This is a genomic window from Flavobacterium sp. N1736, assembly GCF_025947065.1.
Lineage (GTDB): Bacteria > Bacteroidota > Bacteroidia > Flavobacteriales > Flavobacteriaceae > Flavobacterium.
The window spans coordinates 2271897-2291072 of record NZ_CP109994.1 but is presented as its reverse complement, the minus strand read 5'-3'; the positions used below and the strand labels follow the sequence as shown (position 1 = coordinate 2291072).

Here is a 19176-nt window from a genome sequence, read left to right as displayed (position 1 = left end):
GTTTCACTTGTTTAAATGCACATAGCTATGTTTGTTAATGCAAGTGAAATGCCTTTATTCATATCTATAGGCTATGTTTCTATGTGTTTAAATTATTTTCAATTGGTATAGTCAGTCTATAAAACCAACAAACACTTCGTCTTCAATTACTTTTATGGGGTAAATTGCTATTTTAAAATCATCGCCGTTTAAGTTAGAACCATCCACCAATGAGAATGTTTTTTTATGCATCGGACACGCAATTTTCGGAATATCATCCGCAGATCCTGTCATTCCCCGCGCCAAAACCATTTCCATTTTATGCGGACATGCGTTTTGACACGCGTACCATTCGTTACGACGCGCAAAATTGAAAATGGCAATTTGTTTATTTTTGTATTTGATGCAGCCACCACGATTGGTTGGAAAATCTTCTGTTTTTCCAGCTTTAAACCAGATTTTTGCTTCGCTTGGATGCACTGTTGCGTATTGATTTAAAATTTCTTCCATTTTATTTTTTTATTTTTTTTTTTGCCACAGATTTCACAGATTATAATGATTAATCTTTTTAATCCTTTAATCTGTGGCAAAATAAATTAGCTCTTAAAATTCCACGTTTAAATTATTTAAGACCAGGCTTTTGGTGCTTTTTGATCTCGTAACGGAACAAAAACAACATTATCATCCTTTTCATCAGAGTTTACAAAGTGACTGAAACGTTTTAATAATCTTGGTTTTTCAAGAACTTGTTTCCATTCACATTCAAAAGTGTTTACCAAAGTCTGCATTTCAGCTTCTAAAGTTTCGCAAATCCCTAAGCTGTCTTCTATAATTACTTCTTTCAAATAATCTAAACCGCCGTCTAGTTTTTCTAACCAGGTTGCCGTTCTAATCAGCGGTCCAGCCGTGCGGATGTAATACATTAAAAAGCGATCCAGATATTTGATAACCGTTTCTTTGTCTATTTTTTCGGCCAGTAAAACCGCGTGTTTTGGGTTTGCTCCACCGTTTCCTGCGATGTATAAATTCCAACCGCCTTCAACCGCAATTAATCCAAAATCTTTTCCGCGAGCTTCGGCACACTCACGAATACAAGCCGAAACACCGCCTTTTAATTTATGCGGAGAACGAATTCCTTTATATCTGTTTTCAAGTTCTATTGCAAATCCGGCGCTATCGTCCATTCCGTAACGGCACCACGCATTTCCAACACAGCTTTTTACAGCCCGAAGCGATTTTCCGTACGCGTGACCACTTTCAAAACCATTATCAATTAAGATTCTCCAAATTTTAGGCAAATCACTTAAATGAGCGCCAAATAAATCAACACGTTGCGCTCCGGTAATTTTGGTGTATAAATCAAATTGTTTGGCAACTTCTCCAATCACGATTAATTTCTCGGCAGTAATTTCTCCTCCGGCAACTCTTGGAACTACAGAATAAGTTCCGTTACGTTGAATATTAGCCAAAAATCTATCGTTTGTATCTTGCGTTGTAACGTGTTTATTTGCAGTATCATTGTAAATACTGGAGAATATAGAAGCTACAACAGGTTTGCAAACTTCGCAGCCATCGCCCTTGCCATGATGATCGATAACTTCGTAGAAATTCTCGTGTTTATTGATTTTTACCAAATCGAATAATTCCTGACGTGTATAACTAAAATGCTCGCAAATAACATCTTTAACTTCTTTTCCAAGCGATTTTTGAGTGGCTTTTACCAAATCAGAAACCATTGGTTTACAGCCTCCACAGCCAGAAGTTGCTTTCGTGTGTTTTACAACATCTGAAAAATTTGAGCAGGTTTCATCTAATATAGAACAGCAGATTGCGCCTTTTGTAACATTTTCGCAAGAACAAATTATGGCTGTATCCGGTAAATCGAGAACGCTGCCTAAACCTGAACTTTCAGAACCGTCTCTGGAGCCTAAAATTAAATCTTCGGGATTTTTAGGCAAAGCCATTGCATTGCTAAAAATCTGAAAAAGAGAATTATAATCGCTCGAATCTCCTACCAAAATTCCGCCTAATAACGTTTTAGAATCTTTGGTAACGTTGATTCTTTTGTAAATTCCGCTTAATTTATTTTCGTAGATAATCGCCGTTACATTTTCATTTTCGACAAAAGGATCACCAAAACTTGCGACTTCAACGCCAATTAATTTTAATTGTGTCGACATATCGATGGTTTCCCGCATGGTTTTAGAGCCATTTAAGATTTGCTCGGCAGCAACATCAGCCATTTCGTAACCCGGAGCAACAAGTCCGTAAATATTCTGATTGTATAAAGCCACTTCACCAATTGCAAAAATTGAAGGATCTGATGTTTGCATTTGATTGTTTACCACAACACCGCCTCGTAAACCCACTTCAAGTCCTGAAACTCGCGCTAATTCGTCACGAGGTTTTATTCCGGCAGAAATAACCAACATGTCAACTTTTAACAACTCATCATCGGCAAACATCATTCCCGTTATACATTCCTTTCCGTCAATATATTGTGTGGCCTTGTTAAGATGAATTCCAATATTTAATTCCTCGATTTTAGATTGAAGCATATCGCTGGCGCCTTTGTCTAATTGTCTCGGCATCAAACGCGGGGCAAATTCTACCACATGCGGATTCAATCCTAGATCGCGAACTGCTTTTGCAGCTTCAAGACCTAGCAAACCACCGCCTAAAACAGCGGCTTCGGTAGCGCCTTTTTGTTTTATTTTTTTGGCGTAAGCCATAATAGCGTCAAGATCTTCGATAGTTCTGTATACAAAAACACCTTCTTTTTCAACGCCATCAATTGGCGGAACAAATGCAGAAGATCCCGTTGCAAGAACTAAGTAATCATACGTATGTGTTTTTTCTAAATGTGTATGTATTGTTTTTTCAGATCGATTAATATCTGTAATTAATTCAGAAGTATTGAGAGTAATATTGTTTTCTGCATACCATTCGCTGCTTGAAAGCGATAAATCGTCTGCGGTTTTGCCTCCAAAGTATTCACTTAAATGAACCCTGTCGTAAGCTCGCCTTGGTTCTTCACCAAAAACGGTAATCTGATACTTTTCCTGTCCTGATTTTGCAATGAATTTTTCGCAAAATTTATAACCCACCATGCCGTTTCCAACTACAATTACTCTTATCATGATTTCTCTAATTAAGTATTACTACGCAAATATAAGTATTTATACTTATTAAATTACGTAAGTATTTTTATTTTTTGTTAGAAAAAATGATTTTTGCATACGTATTTAGTCGTGATCTTTTATGTAGTGGGCATTTCGAAAGTATATTCTATTGGAAATTATTTAAAATTTGAAAGCATTCTAAATAATAGTTTCAAAAAATTGTCGTAAATTCATAAGAATTTTACTTGTATTTTGAGATAAATAAATATTAATAAAATCGTTATGAAAAATATAGTTTCAATATTGCTTTTACTTTTACTTACAGGCTGTAAATCTACAACGGGCAAAACTTCTGATACACAAACAACTTCTGAATATGGAACTCAGGAAGATGAGATGAAATATTTTTTTACATCAACCGGAAACGAGCCTTTTTGGGGATTAAAAATGGGAAGTGAAAATATCGTTTTTACATCTTTAATTCCCGGAAAAGAAAAGCTTGTTTTTCCATCAGTTGAAGCTGTTAAAGCAATGGATGCCAATGTAAAAATGTACAAAGTGAGTAATGAAACTTCGACAGCTGCAATTACGATTCAGCAATTAGAATGTCAGAATTCAATGTCCGGCGCAATTTCTCCCTACAAGGTTTCTGTTGAAATTAAAAATAACTCAGAACTAGAAGCTAAAAAATTAAGCGGCTGCGGAAAATATAATACAGATTATCGTTTGCATGATATTTGGGTTTTGGAAGAATTAAATGGTTTTAAAGTTTTTGTAACCGATTTTCAAAGAGAATTACCGAGAATAGAAATCAATTCTGCCGAGAATAAATTTATGGGTTATGGAGGCTGTAATGCTATCAGCGGTACTATATTTTATGAAAAAGATTTACTACGATTTTCAAAAGTCATTTCGACATTAATGGCTTGCCCGCCGGGAAATAAAGAAGGAGAATTTACAAAAGCGCTTCAAAGCACAACAACGTATTCGATAGGCGATAATAGATTAACGCTTTCAAATCCGTCCGGAAAAATTCTTATTTTTAAGAAAGTAGATTGATTTAAAATGTCTTAATATGCTTTAAAAATACCTTTATGGTATTCTTAGATACTTCAAATGCAGGATATTTTTGTAAAATAAAACTTATAAAAAATATTTTACATGAAAAGGATTTTAATACTATTTATTGCAGTTTCACTGGCTTACAGCTGCAAATCTGCAAAAGACTCAAAATCAACGGCTTCGACTAACGAAAATGCAATTGAAAAGAAATTACAGCAAACCTGGGTTTTAGAAAACTTAAACGGAAAAGTTGTTACAGAAAAGGATTTTTCAGTTCTTCCAAAAATCGTAATGACTTCTTCTACTTTTTCAGGTTCTACAGGATGTAATGCTATTAAAGGCAATTTGTCGTCAAAAGGAGAGAAACAGGTTCAGTTTTTAAATCTTACTACAGAAACTAAAAAATGTGATGCAAAGCAAGAAGGTGAATTTTTACAATTGTTAAGAACAAATTCAGGTTATTCTATAGACAATAATAAATTATTCCTTTCAAATCAGTTTGGATTGACTATGTCTTTCAAAAAAGGATAATCTTGTCGTTGAGAAGAACGAAGTAATCTTATTTGCTAAATCGATAGGTGATTATTGTTAGTGAGATTACTTCGTTCCTCGCAATGACAAATATGGTGTTCAATCATTATAAGAAAAAATCTGCGCACATCAGTGTTTTCGCATTAGCGAATCCGTTTAATCCGCGTGCCATCTCACATTGTTATTCCAATTCCTTAGGATCTTCTTCATCTTCAATAAAATCCAATTCTAAAGCCTTAACGGTCTGAACGGCATTTCCGGCAATACCGCGAATAGAACCGTACATTCCTAAAGTATTATGAACTACTTTTTCGATTTGCTTTTCGCGCTGTTTCCAGATTCTTTGCATCGCTCTTTTTTCGGCTTCAAGATCGCCTTGCATTTGTGTGAAACCTTCAACAATTCCTTCAATTTGCAAGCGAAATTCATTACTCGTTAAAAAATCATATAACATCGACATTTTATCGCCTTTGTTTTCCTGTGCCTGAACTGCCTGACTAACCTGAATTAGCGACTGACGTAAAACAGCACTTAAACCTTTAAATTCTTCATACGTACAAATCCATATTCCGTCACGCATTCCCATTCGGTCCATTCCGGCCGGCATAACTTCTGTTACCAAAACACCAATATTGGCTCTTTTGGTTCTAATATCATTTTTAAATTTCTCGATCCACGAAGGCTGAAACGCTTTTGTACGTTTACTTTCGTAATAAATAGAACCACAATTTTGAAGCTCGCGCGTGTTTACAATTTGAAGACAATCGGCACCATTTGCGCCTTTTTTAACTTCATCAATACTGTCAAGCGGAAAATTATTGGCAAGCCATTCTTCGATTGCCAATTCCATTACTTCACCTTGCAATTGCATAGAACCTTGTTCCTGCTTGCGTTTCATTTCTTCAATCAGCTTTTTTTGATCGTCAGATTGTTTTTGATACTCTTTAATTTTTAGTTCGTTTTTTTCTTCTTCCTGTTTGCGGATTTTATCACGTTCTAAAACCAAAGTTGCATTCAATTGTTTTTGAGCTTCGGCTTCTATTGCTTCCTTCATTTCGAGTTTTTCGCGTTGAAGTTTTGCAATTTCGCCCGTCATTTTATTTAATTCACGAAGTTTCTCTGATTTTTCTGAAAGCTCTTTTTCCATCAAAAGCAAACGGTCTTTATTTTCTTCGTCGAGTTTAGTTTTTATTTTTTCGGTAATTTCTTTCTCAGCTGTCTTTTTTTCGCGCTCTAAACGTTCAGCAAAAAGTTCATTTTCCTGTTTCTTTTTGGCTTCAAATTCAGCTTTTGCTTTTTCAAATTGCTCGTTTTTAAGTTCAAGTTCTTTGCTTTGGGCATTGGCTTTTTGTTGAAATTCTTTACGAATACTATCTTCTAACTGATGTTTCAGTATGTCGTTTACATCGATATTAGTTCCGCAATTTGGACACTGAATTGAAGATTGCTCTGCCATTTTTATTGATTTTTGAGTAGAATTATAATTTGCTAAGGTATTTAAAAGTTCCTTCTTTTCAAGAGATTTAGGTGTGATAAATTGTAACTTTTTTGCCACGAATTGCACAAATTTTCTCTAATTTTTTTGTGTTTGTTTTTTTTAAAGTGTACAATTTAGAAACTAGCAGTTTTTAAATTTTACGGATTTCCTTTTTTACGGAATTTTTTTTGTCATTTAGAGGAACGAGAAATCACACTCGAAATTCGACAAAGATTGGCGACTTAACAAAAAAGCAACCGCCGATTTTGTGATTTCAGAATCGTCTTCTTTTGAGGTGATTAATGAAACATCAGTGTATAAATTGACTTTCTTTAATTCAATAAAACCAATTTGAGAATCCTGATTATTTTTTGCAATATTAGATGGAACAATCGAAATTCCCAATCCATTTTTAACCAATTGTACAATCGAATTAATGTTGTTAGATTCGTGAATTATCTTTGGCGTAAAGCCATAAAAGGCACAAAGTTCCAATAAAACTTCATGATAATGTGGCGCGTAATCTTTATTGAAAAACACAAAAGTTTCGTCTTTCAGTTTCGGAATTTCTTCTTCTGAATTAATTTGAATTGAACTCTTGTTGTAAACGACTGAAAAGCCATCCCTAAACCATAATTGCGATTTTATTTTAGGTGATTTTATTGGCGACCGAATAATTCCTAATTCGATTTTTCCTTGTTCTAAAGCTAAAATTTGTTTTGTTGTTGAGACTTCAAATAGTTTGAAATTTACGTATGGAAATTGCTCTTTTAAATGTTTTATTAAATCGGAAATTACAGCCGAATATATTGAACTGATATAAGCGATTCTAAATTCACCGGAAACATTTTGGGCTATTTTTTTTGTTTTGATCGAAATACGTTCCAGATTTTGAAAAAGTACTGTTACTTCTTTTTCGAAATATTTTCCCGCCTCGGTTAATTCGACTTTTTTATTATTTCTAATGAATAAACGCGCCTGGATTTCTTCTTCTAATTCTATAATCTGGCGGCTCAAAGGCGGTTGCGAAATACATAGTTTTTCAGCGGCTTTGGTAAAGTTTAATTCTTCGGCGACAGCCAAAAAATATTTAAGATGACGTAATTCCATAAATACCTGTAAAGTATTAATAATTGACAAAATAAGTATTTTTGAAGTATATATCAAAATGATACTTTTGAAAAAAATTGTTTCACGCAGATTCAATGGATTTAAGCAGATAATCGCAGATTTTTTATTTAGATTATAGCGAGTAAAAAGAAATCATTTTAAATCTGCCAAATCTGCGTGAAATCCTAAAACAAGAAACATGAAAAAATCAACTATTGAAGAAATCAGAGAACGTTTTGATAATGATGTCGAACGATTTTCGAATTTAGAAACGGGTCAGGTTGCAACAATCGACGCTACAATTTCATTGGAATTAATTACAGAAGCTTCTAAAAGGATTGTTCCTCAAGCTCAAAATGTTTTGGATATTGGATGCGGTGCAGGAAATTATACTTTAAAAATGCTCTCAAAAGTGCCCAATTTGAATTGTACTTTGATCGATTTGAGTTTGCCAATGTTAGACAGGGCTTTTGAAAGGGTTTCTGCAGCAACAAACGGTAAAGTAGAGGTAAAGCATGGCGATATTCGCGAGGTTGATTTAACCGAAAATTATTTTGATATTATTTTGGCGGGCGCGGTTTTGCATCATTTACGTGATGATGAAGATTGGGAAACGACTTTTACCAAGATATTTAAACTGTTAAAACCGGGAGGATGTTTCATGATTTCCGATTTAATTACGCAAGACACGGATTTGTTGAATGAATATACGTGGCAGCGTTATGGCGATTATTTAGAGGGAATTGGTGGTGCAGAATATCGCCAGAAAGTATTGGATTACGTAGAAAAAGAAGATACGCCAAGATCTATGAATTATCAATTGGATTTGATGAAAAAGGTTGGTTTTAAAAGCGTTGAAATTTTGCACAAGAATATGTGTTTTGGTGCTTTTGGCGGAATTAAATAATTTTTTTTGCCACAAATTCACGAATTTATTTTTTAAAATCTATGCGTAACATATTCGATTAATTCGTGAATTCGTGGCGAAAAACTTAAACAATATCAACAACAATTTTACCAATTGCAGAACCATCACTTACGGCTTTATGCGCTTCTATTGCATTGTCTAAAGTGAATTTTCTGGAATCTATAATTGGTTTTAATTTTCCTTCTTCAATAAGTTTTGTGGTTTCTTTTAAAATATCGCCATGATGTTTTCTTCCTTCACCGCTAATCATTGGGTGTAAAACAAAAATACCGTGCAAACTTGCAGAACGCAGCGATCCGGTTGCTAAAGTATGTGTTCCAAAGGCGTAACAGCTTGCAATTTGACCATAATGGCGAATTGCTTTAAAAGAATCGTCAAGTGATTGACCACCAACAGTATCGTAGATAATATCAAAACCTTTTCCGTCTGTATATTGATTCACGTAGTCTTCAACGGCTTCGGTTTTATAATCTATCGGTGTTGCTCCAAATGATTTTAGAATATCGGCTTTTTGAGGAGAAACAGTTGCATAAACATCGGCACCAAAGATTTTAGCAAGCTGAACGACCATATGTCCAACACCGCCGGCTCCGGCATGCACTAAAACTTTGTCGCCTTTTTGTACTTTGGCTCTGTCAATCAAACCTTCCCAGGCTGTAAGCAACACTAACGGAATTGCGGCGGCTTCTTTCATAGTTAGGTTTGTTGGTTTTTTAGCTAGTAAATCTGCATCGACGGCTGTGTATTCAGCTAAAGTTCCCTGAAGACCTAAAACACCACCGGCAAGTCCGTAAACTTCGTCGCCAATTTTAAAATCGGTAACACCTTCGCCAATTTCTTCGATAACTCCCGCAAGATCAGTTCCTAAAACGGCTGGTAAAACGGGAGATGCATAAGGAGAAAGTCCTAATCTGATTTTATTATCGATCGGATTAACGCCGCTTGCGTGTATTTTTACTAAAACTTCGCCTTTTTTAGGGCTTGGTTTTTCTGTTTCTGTGATTATAAAATCAGATTCGTATGTGTTTGTGAAAAGTGCTTTCATTTGTTTGTTTGTTAGAATTATAGTATTTGAACCGTTTTGTAAACCTGAATAGGTGAGGCGGTTAAACTTTCGCTGTTCGTAATAAAATCAAGTAAATAAGGCTGGTTATTATGAATATCAAGCCCTGTTTGATCTTTCCATTCTTCCCAGATAATGAACGTGTTTTCAATATTGTGAAGATCGTAACGAATGCAGGCTTCTTCTTTTCTGGTTTCTGTAACCAAATGCTGAACCATGTTTTTAACTTCTTCAATATTTTCCTTTTTGCTTTTTATAATTGCTGTAATTGAAATCATGATTATAAAGTTTTAAAGGTTTCTTCTAAATGTTTGGTATAATTTTTCTTAAAGATGCTGATGTTTTCTGCGGTTGCACCTTTTTCAACGTCATGAAAATGGAAACCATCCAATTTTTCCATACCTGTAAATTTATTCATTTTATGGAAACCAAACATAGGTCCGTCATCTACAGATGTTTCTTCGAAGAATTCTCCCGGAATTGTAAATGCGGTTGCAGGCGCATTCCAACTTGTGGTTAACATGTATTTGCGTCCGTGTAATTGTCCGCCGGTTCCGTAATTAATATCCGGATTTGTTCTGGATCTTCCGTCGCTTTTGTAAATTCCTTTGTTGTGTCCGGCGGTGAAAACGTCGTCGATGTATTTTTTGAAAAGGTTTGGTAATTGAAACCACCAAACCGGTGTGTGATAAACGATTACATCTGCCCAAACGAACTTTTCAACTTCTTCATCAAGATCAAATTTTTGTTTGATGTCGGTTGTTTTAATTTCGAATTGTTTACTGTTTGTTAAGTATTCGATTGTCCAATTGGTAACGGTTTCATTGAATTTTCCGCCTGAATGTGCAAAATTTTGACTTCCGTTGATGATAAATATTTTCTTCATAATTGTAAATGTTCTTTTGTATTCATGATTTGTGTGAGGGATAGAAGTGAAAATCCTTTTTTATAATTTTTTTCTATTTATAAAAAAGATTGTAACGAATAGCCCGACCCGAAGGGACACGCCCAAATTCTAATTATTTAAATTTTGAGATTTTTTAAACACATAGAAGCATAGATTTTCTTTTTCTAAAAAAGGTAATTGAAAGAAACTAGTTTCTAACACATAGCTATGTTTGTTTAAATAAGTGAAACGCCTTTCTAAATTTCTATTGGCTATGTTTCTATGTGTTTAAATATTTTGTAAATGAATATTATTTTAATTTTGAAATTGCCTGATTGATAAAATCCAATTCAGAAACCGATAAGTCAAAATCCATTGTTTTTGCGTTTGAAATGGCTTGTTCTGCGTTTCTTGCTCCGGCTAAAACGATGGTGATTCCTTTTTGTAAAGTTGTCCAGCGTAATACCAATTGCGAAATCGTGATGTGTTTTGCATTTGCGAGAGAACTCAATTCTTCGACTAAAGTTTTTACTTTTTGAAGATCGAATTGTCCAAAATATCCATTTCTGTGATCGTTGTCTTTTAGTTTGCTGTCTGTGAAATATTTTCCGGTTAACAAACCTCTTTCCATCGGACTGTAAGCGATAATTCCGATGTTTTCTGCCATTGTTAGCGGAATCAAATCGGTTTCAATTTTGCGATTCAGCATACTAAACGGAACTTGATTTGAGGCTAATTGTATTGTTTTTTGTGCTTCCTGAATTTGCGATGCACTATAATTACTTACTCCGGCAGCTCTGATTTTTCCTTGTTTTATTAAGGTTTCCAAAGCTTCCATTGTTTCGTGAATTGGAGTAGTAGAGTCTGGCCAGTGAATTTGCAATAAGTCGATATAATCGGTTTGAAGACGTTTTAAGCTTTCTTCTACTTCTTTAATCACATTTGCTTTTGAAGCGTATTTATAAACGGGGATTTTTTTTCCGTTGTCATCGGCATCAAAAAAGAAATCGCCTTTTCCGTTGTTGCTTCCGTCCCAAACCAAACCAAATTTGGTTAACAATTGTACTTTTGAGCGGTCTTGTGATTTTAAAGCTTCGCCAATCATTTCTTCGCTTAAACCAAATCCGTAAAATGGTGCAGTATCGATTGTGGTTACGCCGTGATCGATTGAAGCGTGAATGGAAGCAATTGAATCTGCTTTTTCATTTCCGCCCCACATATTTCCGCCAATGGCAAATGCGCCGTATGTAATAGTTGATAATTCAAGTTCGCTATTGCCTAATTTTCTATATTCCATAATGTTGTATTTTTAAATCTTAAATTTCACTTGGCAAAATTATACCATTTTTAAGACTATTAATTTGTATATATTTGTCTTTTTTATGTAAATTTGCAACTTCAAATAAGTAGCAGTGTTATGAAAAAAGAAAATTTATATGAGCCGTTTACGGTTTCTTTTGAAACTCTGGATGAATATCCTGATGTTGGAGATCGTCATAATTTCTTTGAATTGGTTTATATTTTAGGCGGAACCGGAAGGCAATGTATCAACAAAAATATTTTTGAATATGATGCGGGACATATGTTTTTATTGACGCCTGAGGATTGTCATAATTTTACGATTGAGACGGAAACGAAGTTTTTCTTTTTGAGATTCAACGATATTTATTTGAAAAACTCCAGTCTGCAAAATGAGAATATTCAGCGTTTAGAATATATTCTGCAAAATGCAAACCATCAGCCGGGTTGTATTTTAAAAAACGATGCCGATAAATGTCTGGTAAAAGTAATGGTTGAAGCTATTATTCGTGAACATCAGGATAAAGATGTTTATAATAAAGAGTTGATTCAGCAATTGGTGAATACCCTGATTATTGTGGTTGCGAGAAATATAGCAAAGTATTTGCCGGAGCAGGTAAACATTGGCTGCGAGGCTAAAGCGATGGATATTTTGCAATATATTCAGAACAATATTTATTATCCTGAAAGAATAAAAGCGGAATCAATTAGTGATTATTTCGGAATTTCGAATACGTATTTAGGTCGTTATTTTAAGAAACATGCTAATGAAACGATGCAGCAATACATCAGCAATTATAAAACGAAACTGATTGAACATCGTCTACAATTTAGCGATAAACGAATCAACGAAATTGCGTATGAATTTGGCTTTACGGATGAAAGTCACTTTAATAAATTCTTTAAAAAACAACGCGGAAATAGTCCTTCGGAGTTTAGGAAAGTTATTCGTATTAGTGCGTGAAATTAGCACACGGATGACGCGGATTCGCAAGTGAAAACACAGATTATTGCGGATTTTTTTTGCTTATTCATGTAAAAAAAATCATTTTAATCCTTTAATCTGTGGCTAAAAAATTAAATTATTTTCTTTATAACTCTTAGTTTATGCGTGTGTTTATTGAGTTCGGGATTGTAAATTCCTAAATGGTCTAAACGGTCAATACGAACTTTTCCACTGGCGTGAATGATGTAGTTGTTTTCCATAATGATGCCAACGTGAATTATGTTTCCTTCTTCATTATCGAAAAAGGCTAAATCTCCGGCTTCACTTTCTTCAATAAAACTTAAAGGTTCTCCGTCCTGTGCTTGCTGCGAAGCATCGCGATGTATTTTGTAACCGTTTAATTTATACACCATTTGAGTAAAACCGGAACAATCGATTCCAAAAGGTGTTTTTCCGCCCCAAAGATACGGCGCATTCAAATACATGAAAGCAGTATTTATAAGTGCGTTTTTTGGTTTTATACCACTGGTTTTTGTGCCTTCAAAATCAAAATTTGAAGTATTGATTTCGCTGTTATTTAAAAAAGTTAAGGACGCGCCAAGCGGAATTGGTAACAATAAATTGTCCGGCGCAGTGATATAATCAATTAAATCTGCATTTAAAATAATGGCTTCTTTGCTTAATTGATTATAATGCTCTTCAGAAATTACCTGATATTGTTTAGAATCTATCCAGCCTTCATAATCATCAAACTGAATTTTTATTCGCGCCCATTGATTTTGGCGTTCTAAAATTTCGATGTGCTCGCCAAACAAAAGTTGTGTAACGATTTCACTTCTGTCACTTGGTTCAGATCGAACGGGTACTATGGCTAGATTGCAAATTCCGAACATTTAAGGTAATTTATAAGTTGAAAATCAGGAGCTATTTTTATAAAATAACTCCTGATTTAATGTATTATTATTTTAAGCTCTTTCGATAACAATTGCCGAAGCACCGCCACCACCATTGCAAATAGCTGCAGCTCCAGTTTTTGCATTGTTTTGTTCTAAAACATTTAGTAAAGTTACAATGATTCTGGCTCCTGAACATCCCAGCGGATGTCCTAGTGAAACAGCACCGCCATTTACGTTTACTTTATTGTTATCCAGATTCAGGATTTTTGAATTGGCTAATCCAACAACAGCAAATGCTTCGTTGAATTCAAAATAATCAACATCGCCAATTGCAATTCCTGCTTTGTCTAAGGCTTTTGGTAATGCTTTTGCCGGACTTGTTGTAAACCATTTTGGTTCCTGAGCAGCATCGGCATAACTTTTTATATAGGCTAGAGGTTTCAATCCTAATGAAATTGCTTTTTCTTCAGACATTAAAACTAAAGCGGCAGCTCCGTCATTTATGGTTGAAGCATTTGCGGCCGTAACAGTTCCGTCTTTTGTAAAAACAGCACTTAAAGAAGGAATTTTGTCCAGTTTTACATTAGTGTATTCTTCATCTTTTGAAACAATGATTGGTTCACCACGTCTTTGCGGAACTTCAACGGGAACAATTTCGTTGTCGAATTTTCCGGCATCCCAGGCTTTTGCACTTCTTTCATAAGACTGAATGGCAAAATTGTCTTGTTCCTCACGACTGATGTTGTATTCAGACGCACATAAATCAGCGCAAACTCCCATTGCGTTGTTATCGTAAGCATCTGTCAAACCATCTTTTTGCATTCCGTCAAGCATTGTTGCCGGACCAAATTTGTTTCCGTTACGCATTTGTACATAATGCGGAATCAAACTCATGTTTTCCATTCCTCCGGCTACTACTATTTCCGCATCGCCACAAGCAATTGCCTGCGCAGCAAACATTACTGCTTTCATTCCTGAAGCACAAACTTTGTTTACGGTTGTAGCGACAACTTCTTCAGATAAGCCGGCAAAAAGTGCAGCCTGACGTGCAGGTGCTTGTCCAACTGCCGCCTGAACGACGTTGCCCATGAAAACTTCATCAACTAATTTTGGGTCAAGGTTAATTTTTTGTAGTGCTCCTTTTATAGCGGCAGCACCTAATTTTGGTGCGGGTACGGTAGATAAACCTCCCATGAAACTTCCGATAGGTGTTCTAACGGCAGAAACGATAACAACTCTTTTGTTCATTTTCTGTTTAATATTAGTTAATCAAGCAAATTTACTGTTTATTTAAATAAATTCAAATTTTGTATCAATTCGATTGGATTTTAAATTCAATATGAATTTTTTGTTAATTCTATTCGTTTGATTGTGAAGCGGTTTAAGAAAAAGATTAAAAAAAGATTAAAAAAAGCGCAAAAATAGTTGTGAGTAATATAATGTTGTCTTACATTTGCAACCGCAAAATAGGACATGTTTCCTTGAGCTTGGAGAGGTGCCAGAGCGGTAATGGAGCAGATTGCTAATCTGTCGACGGGTAACCGTCGCCAGGGTTCGAGTCCCTGTCTCTCCGCTTAATTTTTGCCTTCGGGGTGTAGCGTAGCCCGGTTATCGCGCCTGCTTTGGGAGCAGGAGGCCGCAGGTTCGAATCCTGCCACCCCGACAAAACTTTGCCATAAGTTTAAAGAAAAATGGACGCATAGCTCAGCTGGATAGAGCACCTGCCTTCTAAGCAGGCGGTCGAAGGTTCGAATCCTTCTGCGTTCACGAAAAGCCACTCAAACCGAGTGGCTTTTTTGTTTTGTATCAAATATTCACAAATGTTACTATAACATAATAAAATTAATGATTAATTTTGTTATACTATTTTGATTTACAGTCTGTAAAGATTCATTACACGAATAATCTCCCCATCGGTTAGCGTCACAAATTTTATTTTTTCATTTAAACATGATCACATGAAAAAAACGACCCTTTCATTATTCTGCAGTTTATTGCTGTTAATGGCATGTGCTACCTTCAAAGAGCAGCATCAGGAAGAAAGCACCGCCGCCTCCGGGCAAAAAATCACGAATACCGTTTATCTTGCCGGAGGTTTTGGAGAAAAGAGTACAGGAAATGGTCATCTTCAGGAGTTGAGCGATATCATAAAAAAAGCACCCGAGAATACTTCTGTTTTATTTTTAGGAGACAATGTTTCTGCTTCTGCCGATAGTATTGCCGATAAAACAATCTTAAAGGAACAGGTTGCAGCTGTGAAAGAATACCAGCGGAAAACTTATTTTATTCCGGGAGAAAATGAATGGAAATATCGGGACAACCGCAAAAACAATGCGATACAGGATTTCCTTATGGAGCAGACGGGTGACGCCAAAATATTTCTTCCTAAAAAAGGCGGACCTTTAAGCAGTGTATCTTTAGGGGATAATCTCGAAATTATTTTTATTGATTCGCAGTGGTATATTTCAGATTGGGATAAAATAAAATATATCAATGAATATTCTCCGGACATTAAAACCAGAAGACGTTTTCTGGAAGAATTAGAGGGAATGATTCGTGATGCGGAATTCAAAAATATTATTATCGCCATGCATCATCCCTTATTTAGCAATGGAAAACATGGCGGAAAATACAGTTTTAATGACTATATGAAACCTTTGCCAATTGCAGGTTCTGTTGATAAAGCAGTTCGAAAACTGGGCGGGACCAATCCGCAGGACGTGGCGTATAGCAGATACAGGGAACTCACTTCGTTTGTAACGGCTCTTGCCAAACTTTCAGATCATATTACGATTGTCTCGGCGCACGAAGGCAATCTGCAATATTTGGAAGGAGGTAAAATCCATCAGATCATCAGCGGATCACTTTCTGAAAGTGAAGCAACAAAGTTAGCAAAGGGAACGATAACCGCCGTTGGAGGGAAATTAAATTATCAGGGCGTTTTTACGAGCAGTGAATACGGATATGCGAAACTTAATTATTATGAGGATGGTTCTTCTGCGGTTGAATTTCATAGTTTCAATCAGGATAAATTATTGTACAGACATGAACTGACTAAACCGCTTCCGATAATTGAAAAACCGCTGACTACGCACGAGAAAACAGTATTTCCCGATGTAGTTCAGGCACAGATTTTAACGAATGAAGAAACATCAAAATCAGGGTTCTACCGGCTTTTATGGGGCGAACATTACCGCAAAGCCTATTCTAAACCTGTAACGGTAAAAACAGCGTTGCTGGACACGCTTTACGGTGGTCTTACTATTGTGAAGGAAGGCGGCGGTCATCAGTCACAATCCTTACGAGTAGTAGGTAAAGACGGCAGGCAATATGTAATGCGCTCGTTGCGGAAAGACGCCGTGAAATTTTTGCGTTTTAAGTTAAAAGGTCTGGCTTTTGATCCTGAAGCTTATGAAGATACGGCTGCCGAAGAACTGGTTTCGGACTTTTTTACAACGGCACATCCTTATGCACAGCTTGCCGTGAGCGATATAGCAGATGCAGCACAAATCAATCATTCTAATATCAAATTATATTATTTTCCCAAACAGCAGGGATTTGGAAACCTGAATGAAAAATATGGGGACGGTCTTTATTATATTGAGGAAAGGGCGTCAAAAGAACAGAAAAATTTTAAAGGATATCAATATGCATCTGCAGAAAGCAAAGGACCCATAACTGATTTTACGGGTACAACGGAAGTAATAGAAAACCTGCGTAAAAGTGATAAATATACAATTGACAAACGCCAGTATATTCGATCCAGAATTTTTGATATGCTAATAGGCGACTGGGATCGCCACGAAGATCAATGGCGCTGGGCACTTCATGAAAATGGAAGTAAAGGAGGGATTTATGCTCCGATTCCGCGTGACAGAGACGCTTCTTTTTCAAAATTTGGCGGAATAGCTTTTAGTTCGATAAAAAGGATTCTTCCCGAAACCCGTTTTTGGCAGACGTATGATGATGATTTAAAAGATGTAAAATGGTTCAATTCTGAAGCTTATAATCTTGATAAACTATTTATTTCTCCTTATGATGAAGCGGTTTGGATAGATGAAGCGCGCTCGATTCAGCAAAGTCTCTCCAGTGAAACCATAGATCGTGCCTTTTTGAAACTGCCTGTAGAACTGCAGGATCAGGATTTAGAAGTCATCAAAACTAAATTAAAAAACAGATTAAAAAATCTGGATAAAATTGCTCAGGAATATGCCCATTTTATCAGTAATAAAGTTGTGATTCATGGAACGGACAAAAAAGATATTTTTCATATAAGCAGACAAACGGAAGGGAATACTACCATAACTATTTCTACGGAAGAAAATAGCAATATGCCCTATTATACAGCAACGATTAATTCGCACCAATCTTGTGAAGTCTGGCTTTACGGACTTAATGGAGATGATGAATTTATCGTGGATGGAGATGGTGAGCAGGAAAATCTTATAAGAATGATTGGTGGTTATGGAACGGATCATTATAAGATTCACAACAATAAAAAAGCGCGCATTTATGATTACGATTATGAGCAGCAGATTATAGATGATGATAAACCTTCAAAAAAACAATTGTCATCTTTGTATGAAACTAATAATCTGCATTTCAGATATTTTATCCCGAGTAATAATGTCTTGCTTCCCGTGATAGGGTTTGTGACTGATGACGGATTATTTCTGGGTTTGAAAGATAAATATACTTATAATGATTTCAATGGAAATCCGCACAAACAGATTCACCAGCTTTTTGCTAATTATTATTTTATGTATCAATCTGCAGAAGCAGGTTACAGCGGTACTTTTTTCAATATATTCCCTAATATTAATTTTGTGGCAGAAGCTTATTTTTCAGGCGCGAAATTCTCGAACAATTTTTTTGGATATGGAAATGAAACCATCAACGAAGATCAGACTTTGGGGAAAGATTACAATCGTGCCCGAACCCGTCAGACCAATCTAAGTGCGGGATTGGAATATCGTAAATTTAAAATAAAAGGGCTTTTTGAATCGTATGAAATTGAAGAAATGGACGACCGCTATTTTAACAGCACCAATTTTGCGCCGTCGGTTTTTGAACATCAGAATTATTTAGGCGCAGAAGCATCGTTGCTTTATAAAAACAGGGATGCAGAAGATTTTCCAACTCAGGGATTGTATGCGGAAACAAAAGCGGGATGGAAATTTAATACGGCAAACAGCGATAATAATTTTGGATATATTCTGGCAAAATTAGGACTGACGGACAAATTAGTCAGTTCAGGAAATTTGGTATTTCAAACAACTGTAGAGGGAAGGGTTATTTTTGGGGATAATTATAATTTTTATCACGCTTCGTCTCTCGGAGGAAATCATGGATTACGTGGTTATCGCAATGAGCGTTTTAGCGGAAAAAGCAGTTTGTACGACAGTTCTAATCTTATCCTGAAAATCACGAGTTTTAAAACTGGGCTTCTTCCTGTTGATTTTGGTATTTATGGCGGTTTCGATTTCGGCCGTGTATGGATCGAAGATGATCCTTCAAGAAAATGGCATACTTCGCAAGGTGGCGGAATTTGGTTTGGCGGACTGAATACGCTTAGTTTACAGGCTGCATATTTCAATTCAGCTGAGGGAAATATTCTTTTTATTGGTCTTAATTTTAAATATTGATTTCTAATTGCATTCTTTTACTGCTTTCTTTTCCTGATGTTTTAGCAAACCTTGTTTCTTTCTCTATTTTCGTTTGTTTTTAAAAGTTTGTTTTGTCCTCTACAGCCATCATTTTGACGGCTTTACCTTTTTCTGCTTTCTGCAGTTTCATATCACATATACCTTTGTACGATAATAGAAATCAGAGTACTTGCATAATGTAGCAACTCTGATTTTAGAAGTATTTAAAAAG

15 protein-coding genes and 3 tRNA genes are annotated in these 19176 nt (G+C 35.7%); 8 read left to right on the top strand and 10 right to left on the bottom strand.

Features of this window, described 5'->3' with window-relative positions; translation table 11 throughout:
• Positions 1-111 precede the first annotated feature (111 nt).
• A complete protein-coding gene (nirD, locus tag OLM54_RS09545) occupies positions 112-489 on the bottom strand; it encodes a nitrite reductase small subunit NirD (RefSeq protein WP_264538350.1) in 378 nt (125 codons plus the stop codon).
• A gap of 116 nt (positions 490-605) precedes the next feature.
• Positions 606-3119 (bottom strand): nitrite reductase large subunit NirB, encoded by a 2514-nt coding sequence (nirB, locus tag OLM54_RS09540; protein ID WP_264538349.1) that lies wholly within the window; start codon positions 3117-3119, stop codon positions 606-608.
• 264 nt (positions 3120-3383) lie between these two features.
• Between nirB and OLM54_RS09535 the strand changes: the two genes are divergently transcribed.
• Together OLM54_RS09535 and OLM54_RS09530 are read left to right on the top strand one after the other, a co-directional pair.
• Complete coding sequence (locus tag OLM54_RS09535; RefSeq protein ID WP_264538348.1) at positions 3384-4160, top strand: META domain-containing protein; 777 nt, start codon at positions 3384-3386, stop codon at positions 4158-4160.
• Positions 4161-4262: 102 nt separating this feature from the next.
• Complete coding sequence (locus OLM54_RS09530) at positions 4263-4694, top strand: META domain-containing protein (RefSeq protein WP_264538347.1); 432 nt, start codon at positions 4263-4265, stop codon at positions 4692-4694.
• A gap of 181 nt (positions 4695-4875) precedes the next feature.
• Here OLM54_RS09530 and OLM54_RS09525 read toward each other — a convergent pair whose 3' ends face one another.
• On the bottom strand, positions 4876-6150 hold the full coding sequence (locus OLM54_RS09525; RefSeq protein WP_264538346.1) for a DUF2130 domain-containing protein: 1275 nt from the start codon (positions 6148-6150) through the stop codon (positions 4876-4878).
• Positions 6151-6366: 216 nt separating this feature from the next.
• Positions 6367-7311, bottom strand: a complete 945-nt coding sequence (locus tag OLM54_RS09520; protein ID WP_264538345.1) for a LysR family transcriptional regulator — start codon at positions 7309-7311, stop codon at positions 6367-6369.
• A gap of 169 nt (positions 7312-7480) precedes the next feature.
• Here OLM54_RS09520 and OLM54_RS09515 point away from each other — a divergent pair, with 169 nt between their 5' ends.
• Positions 7481-8188: a class I SAM-dependent methyltransferase gene (locus tag OLM54_RS09515; RefSeq protein WP_264538344.1), complete on the top strand. Its 708-nt coding sequence runs from the start codon at positions 7481-7483 to the stop codon at positions 8186-8188.
• An 85-nt stretch (positions 8189-8273) separates the two neighbouring features.
• Here OLM54_RS09515 and OLM54_RS09510 read toward each other — a convergent pair whose 3' ends face one another.
• The 4 genes from OLM54_RS09510 to OLM54_RS09495 form a co-directional block, all read right to left on the bottom strand.
• Positions 8274-9254 carry a zinc-dependent alcohol dehydrogenase family protein gene (locus tag OLM54_RS09510; protein WP_264538343.1) on the bottom strand — a complete coding sequence of 327 codons (981 nt, stop codon included), beginning with the start codon at positions 9252-9254 and terminating at the stop codon, positions 8274-8276.
• A gap of 17 nt (positions 9255-9271) precedes the next feature.
• Positions 9272-9550 (bottom strand): putative quinol monooxygenase, encoded by a 279-nt coding sequence (locus OLM54_RS09505; RefSeq protein WP_264538342.1) that lies wholly within the window; start codon positions 9548-9550, stop codon positions 9272-9274.
• Between the two features lie 2 nt (positions 9551-9552).
• Positions 9553-10158: an NAD(P)H-dependent oxidoreductase gene (locus OLM54_RS09500; protein ID WP_264538341.1), complete on the bottom strand. Its 606-nt coding sequence runs from the start codon at positions 10156-10158 to the stop codon at positions 9553-9555.
• Positions 10159-10468: 310 nt separating this feature from the next.
• Complete coding sequence (locus OLM54_RS09495; protein ID WP_264538340.1) at positions 10469-11455, bottom strand: aldo/keto reductase; 987 nt, start codon at positions 11453-11455, stop codon at positions 10469-10471.
• 120 nt (positions 11456-11575) lie between these two features.
• Between OLM54_RS09495 and OLM54_RS09490 the strand changes: the two genes are divergently transcribed.
• Entirely contained in the window at positions 11576-12421 is an 846-nt protein-coding gene (locus tag OLM54_RS09490; protein WP_264538339.1) for an AraC family transcriptional regulator, read from the top strand.
• Positions 12422-12534: 113 nt separating this feature from the next.
• Here the strand turns inward: OLM54_RS09490 and OLM54_RS09485 are convergent, their stop codons facing one another.
• Complete coding sequence (locus OLM54_RS09485) at positions 12535-13296, bottom strand: C40 family peptidase (protein ID WP_264538338.1); 762 nt, start codon at positions 13294-13296, stop codon at positions 12535-12537.
• 72 nt (positions 13297-13368) lie between these two features.
• The gene (locus OLM54_RS09480) at positions 13369-14547 is read right to left on the bottom strand and encodes an acetyl-CoA C-acyltransferase (protein WP_264538337.1); all 1179 of its coding nucleotides are present in this window, start codon (positions 14545-14547) and stop codon (positions 13369-13371) included.
• Positions 14548-14788: 241 nt separating this feature from the next.
• On the opposite strand from OLM54_RS09480, the gene OLM54_RS09475 reads away from it, so the two are divergent.
• The 4 genes from OLM54_RS09475 (at position 14789) to OLM54_RS09460 (ending at position 18944) form a co-directional block, all read left to right on the top strand.
• A tRNA-Ser gene (locus OLM54_RS09475) sits at positions 14789-14872 on the top strand.
• A 15-nt stretch (positions 14873-14887) separates the two neighbouring features.
• Positions 14888-14962, top strand: a tRNA-Pro gene (locus tag OLM54_RS09470).
• A 30-nt stretch (positions 14963-14992) separates the two neighbouring features.
• Positions 14993-15066, top strand: a tRNA-Arg gene (locus tag OLM54_RS09465).
• Positions 15067-15257: 191 nt separating this feature from the next.
• Positions 15258-18944, top strand: coding sequence for a hypothetical protein (locus OLM54_RS09460; protein ID WP_264538336.1), 3687 nt, complete (start codon positions 15258-15260; stop codon positions 18942-18944).
• The last annotated feature ends 232 nt before the right edge of the window (positions 18945-19176 follow it).

Coding starts and splice junctions, on each gene's coding strand:
- OLM54_RS09530 (WP_264538347.1), top strand. CDS start 4,263: ATGAAAAGGATTTTAATACTATTTATTGCAGTTTCACTGGCTTACAGC.
- OLM54_RS09510 (WP_264538343.1), bottom strand. CDS start 9,254: ATGAAAGCACTTTTCACAAACACATACGAATCTGATTTTATAATCACA.
- OLM54_RS09535 (WP_264538348.1), top strand. CDS start 3,384: ATGAAAAATATAGTTTCAATATTGCTTTTACTTTTACTTACAGGCTGT.
- OLM54_RS09500 (WP_264538341.1), bottom strand. CDS start 10,158: ATGAAGAAAATATTTATCATCAACGGAAGTCAAAATTTTGCACATTCA.
- OLM54_RS09495 (WP_264538340.1), bottom strand. CDS start 11,455: ATGGAATATAGAAAATTAGGCAATAGCGAACTTGAATTATCAACTATT.
- nirB (WP_264538349.1), bottom strand. CDS start 3,119: ATGATAAGAGTAATTGTAGTTGGAAACGGCATGGTGGGTTATAAATTT.
- nirD (WP_264538350.1), bottom strand. CDS start 489: ATGGAAGAAATTTTAAATCAATACGCAACAGTGCATCCAAGCGAAGCA.
- OLM54_RS09460 (WP_264538336.1), top strand. CDS start 15,258: ATGAAAAAAACGACCCTTTCATTATTCTGCAGTTTATTGCTGTTAATG.
- OLM54_RS09490 (WP_264538339.1), top strand. CDS start 11,576: ATGAAAAAAGAAAATTTATATGAGCCGTTTACGGTTTCTTTTGAAACT.
- OLM54_RS09505 (WP_264538342.1), bottom strand. CDS start 9,550: ATGATTTCAATTACAGCAATTATAAAAAGCAAAAAGGAAAATATTGAA.
- OLM54_RS09515 (WP_264538344.1), top strand. CDS start 7,481: ATGAAAAAATCAACTATTGAAGAAATCAGAGAACGTTTTGATAATGAT.
- OLM54_RS09525 (WP_264538346.1), bottom strand. CDS start 6,150: ATGGCAGAGCAATCTTCAATTCAGTGTCCAAATTGCGGAACTAATATC.
- OLM54_RS09485 (WP_264538338.1), bottom strand. CDS start 13,296: ATGTTCGGAATTTGCAATCTAGCCATAGTACCCGTTCGATCTGAACCA.
- OLM54_RS09480 (WP_264538337.1), bottom strand. CDS start 14,547: ATGAACAAAAGAGTTGTTATCGTTTCTGCCGTTAGAACACCTATCGGA.